The sequence below is a fragment of the Pseudomonas sp. P5_A2_2 genome, from assembly GCF_054177685.1.
Map to the genome: position 1 here is coordinate 1 of NZ_JBGCUL010001067.1, position 1,468 is coordinate 1,468.

The following is a 1,468-nucleotide window of genomic DNA, read 5'->3' on the forward strand; positions in this document are numbered from 1 at the left end:
CCTTTGAAGCGCTCGCCGAGGTCACTTGCCTTCTGCTTCCAACTGTCGAAGAGCTCAGCCAAAGCAGTGCGGTCGCGATACTTGAACGTGAACGGAACCATTGCCGGGTTGCCACCTACCTGCGGAATGGGCACATCGACGGTAAACGTCGGCTTCGGTGCGATGGAAAACTTTGCCATGAGAATTCCTTACGACAGGTAGCGGGTGGGTTCAGCCTGCAACGCCAGGTTGACAGTGCGGGTCAGCAGGTTGTTGCGCGATACCGCCGGTTGCTTCGAGAACGAGGTGTACGCGCCGTAGAGAACGGTATCGGTGCCAGGAAGATTCATCCGTGCAGCCTGGATCTTCTTGCCCGCATCTGCTGCGAGCAGCACGGCATTGAAAGCCTGGGCCGGATCATCGGCAATGGTCAGCGCCATACTCGCAGCGGATTTATCAGTCGGGATTTGCTTGCCTTGGTCGTCTTCGAGGAAAACCACATCCAAGTAGTTTTGCTCTCCGCCGGAGAACGCGACGTCAGTCACTTGCGGGATCTGCACCCAGGTGAGGACCTTCTTCAGAGTGCCAACACCACCGCCAGCCGGATAGACCTGGACGTCGGACGTATCAATGCCTTCGAGAGTGGTCGCCGTTGCAGTCGCCGTTTTGACTCGCACCACTCGGTTGTTCAGGCGACTCCAGCCGGCAGTAACCAAGACGATGTCACCAGCAGCCAAAGTGCTGCCTGTCACCGTGGCGACCGCCTCATTGGCATTGGACATCGCAGTGAATGGCAGCTCGGCGGCGTAGGTGRCACCGTGCTGAATGGTCGCGCCGTTGGGGAGTTTGTAGCCCATTGGTTTTTCCTCTTTGCAGAAATGACAAAACCCACTCAATGGCGGGTTCCGGGGTTGCCCAACGGGCGGATTTAGTTAGTGTCGGCTCGGTAAAGGAACGACACAGGAACAGTGAAGGTGGTGTCGTCAGGAATGCCGGGGCCGGGGTCTACCGGGCTCATGGTCACCACCGTAAGCGCGCCTTTCGTGTTTCGCTCGTACAGCGGGAACAGCGTGGCGATCTGGTCGGCCAGTGCGCCGGCCGCACCTCGGTACTTGCCAGAAGGCGTCACGATGCTGACTTGGAATACGCCGGTGTACAGCTTATGGTCGCCGCCGAGCGTGTTGCTTGCGGTGTCGGCGGGCAGCGTGAACGCCTTCAGGTAGATGGCACCATCAATGGGCGTGTAGGTCTCGTTCTCGACTACCACCTTCAGCGGTGTCGGTAACGCCTTTGCCCAGGCRATCAGCTTGGCCTCGTAGATCGAGGCGATGATGTTGTGGCTCATACCTGGTTGTTCCTGATGGCCTCCTGCACGATCTGCTGGAAGCGGGCCACGGTTATGCGGACCATGCCGTTGGGTGCTTGGGTCGAATGCCCGAACTCGAGAGGGATCGCGTACGGCAGGTTGTTTATGAGGTAGGCAGTCTGG

Annotated in this window: 3 protein-coding genes; all 3 read right to left on the bottom strand. The window is 58.9% G+C overall.

Features of this window, described 5'->3' with window-relative positions; translation table 11 throughout:
• A partial coding sequence (locus ACXRVY_RS28825; protein WP_458238932.1) for a phage tail assembly chaperone occupies window positions 1-179 on the bottom strand: 179 nt, incomplete at its 3' end.
• Window positions 180-188: 9 nt separating this feature from the next.
• Entirely contained in the window at window positions 189-836 is a 648-nt protein-coding gene (locus tag ACXRVY_RS28830) for a phage tail protein (RefSeq protein ID WP_458238931.1), read from the bottom strand.
• Between the two features lie 71 nt (window positions 837-907).
• Window positions 908-1,324 (bottom strand): phage tail terminator-like protein, encoded by a 417-nt coding sequence (locus ACXRVY_RS28835; protein WP_457265749.1) that lies wholly within the window; start codon window positions 1,322-1,324, stop codon window positions 908-910.
• Window positions 1,325-1,468: the final 144 nt, after the last annotated feature.